At 59.6% G+C, this 1,811-nt stretch carries 1 protein-coding gene and 2 pseudogenes; all 3 read left to right on the forward strand.

Going from position 1 to position 1,811, the window contains the following annotated elements; all coding sequences use genetic code 11:
* Positions 1 to 108: 108 nt before the first annotated feature.
* A partial coding sequence (locus tag XcuCFBP2542_RS18445) for a Tle-like phospholipase domain-containing protein (protein WP_425478061.1) occupies positions 109 to 1,100 on the forward strand: 992 nt, incomplete at its 3' end.
* A 1-nt stretch (position 1,101) separates the two neighbouring features.
* A pseudogene (locus XcuCFBP2542_RS20150) lies at positions 1,102 to 1,406 on the forward strand (hypothetical protein); the annotation flags it as partial.
* Positions 1,407 to 1,429: 23 nt separating this feature from the next.
* Positions 1,430 to 1,811, forward strand: a pseudogene (locus XcuCFBP2542_RS18450) (type IV secretion system protein); the annotation flags it as partial.

A 1,811-nucleotide genomic window follows, 5' to 3' on the forward strand; every position in this document is an offset into this window, starting at 1 on the left:
CGACGGCGCTGATGCGCTGCAAGCCTTGCCCAGAGCGAGTTTTGCGCATGGCAAGCAACTTTCTTGGCTGAGGGATGGGGCTAATCAGGTAGCTGAAAGGATAGCCCCATGAGCCTGACTAGCCAGCAATATGCATCACTTTCGCGCGATGTCTATGACAAACCAGAAAAGACAGGACCAAGAAGCCCGGCTGTGGATATCGGCGGGGTTTCTTATCAACGCATGAAGTATGTAGATAGCCCTTCCGGCTATCAAGGCATCGTCTACCAGCGGGTCGATACGCAGGAGATCATCGTCGCTCACCGCGGCACCGAGACCGACCGACAGCTCAAGGAAGATGGTTTTTACACCGACGGCGGCATGGTTGCAGCCCGCCACAACAACCAGGCTGCCGAGGCGCTTGAGCTGACGCGATATGCGTTGAACTATGCGCATGAACTCGGCAAAGGCGGCAAAGCCCCCGACGTCACCGTCACCGGCCACTCCCTCGGCGGCAACCTGGCCCAGGTCACTGCGCACCACTTCGGCCTCAAGGGCGAGACCTTCAACGCCTATGGTGCAGCCAGCCTGGATCGTCGCATTCCTGAAGGCGGCACCGCTGTCATCAATCATGTGATGGCCGGTGATGCGGTCAGTGCTGCCAGCAAGCACTATGGCCAGGTCAAGCTCTACGCCACTCAGCAGGAGATTGCCTTGCTGGAAAAAGCGGGTTACGCCAATGATCGCAGTCTTTTGGATGCACGCAATCCAGCGGTCGCCCAACCGCTCGCCGACTCGCACCGCATGCACAACTTCCTGCCGGTGGATGCCAATGGCGATCCAGACCGCTCGGTGCTGGAAGATCCCAAGGCGCAGCAGTTAGCCCGTCAGTATGCGCCAATGATCGACAAGTACCGCGATGACGTGGAAGTGTTGCGTGGTGGCTTAACGCTTGGTGCACGCGGTGGTTATGGCCTGGCCGTCGATGCCATCGATCGTCTGCGCGGAACGTTGGAAGCCGGCGCTGGAACGACAGAGATGGCCGCCGCACGCTGGCAGGAGGTGCAACAGCGCATGGAGGCAGAGCACCAACAGCAGTACGTGGCACCCGGCTGGAAGATNTGGAGAACGATCCGTTGTATCGCTCCATCCACAGCAAACTGCCACAGGGCACCTCCGATGCAGTGGTCATGCATGCGACCGTGGAGGCCAAACGCGCTGGTATCGTCAACGTCGATCATCTGCGCAGTGTGACCGTGCAGGATGGTAATGCCTGGATCCTTGGTCATACACCGGGTTTCCGCACCAAGGTCGATCTGGCAGCCGACGTGCCGCCATTGCAGGAGAGCCAGCAGCAGTCGCACGCTCTGGATGCACAGCGGCCGCAACCGGACATGCCCCCGCCGGCACCGACGCGTGGAATGTAGCGATGTATGACCGAATGACGCCGATGACTGCACCCTTGCAGGCTACCGCCGCTGTAAACCGACGTGCGCATCGTGCGATCAGCCGGTTGCAGCCCTTGGCGGATATCGGCCTCGGCGACTTCGTGTTCTTCAAACTGGTCAACGACTACTTCAGCAACGAGATTCAGGCGTTCGGCCTGCAGCTGATGAGCCGTACCATGAGGTGGGTCAGTACGATCGCATTGACGGTCACCACGCTGTGGGTCTTGCTTCTGGGTTATCGCATCGCCACCGGGCAATCGCGTGAAAACGCAATGGCGACAATGATCAAGGCGGCGAAGGTCGCGATTATCATCAGCCTTGCTTCAGCTGTCGGGGTCAACGGCGCAATGCTGCACCAGACCATGACCCAAGGCCTGGATAAGG

This window comes from Xanthomonas cucurbitae, from assembly GCF_002939885.1.
Lineage (GTDB): Bacteria > Pseudomonadota > Gammaproteobacteria > Xanthomonadales > Xanthomonadaceae > Xanthomonas > Xanthomonas cucurbitae.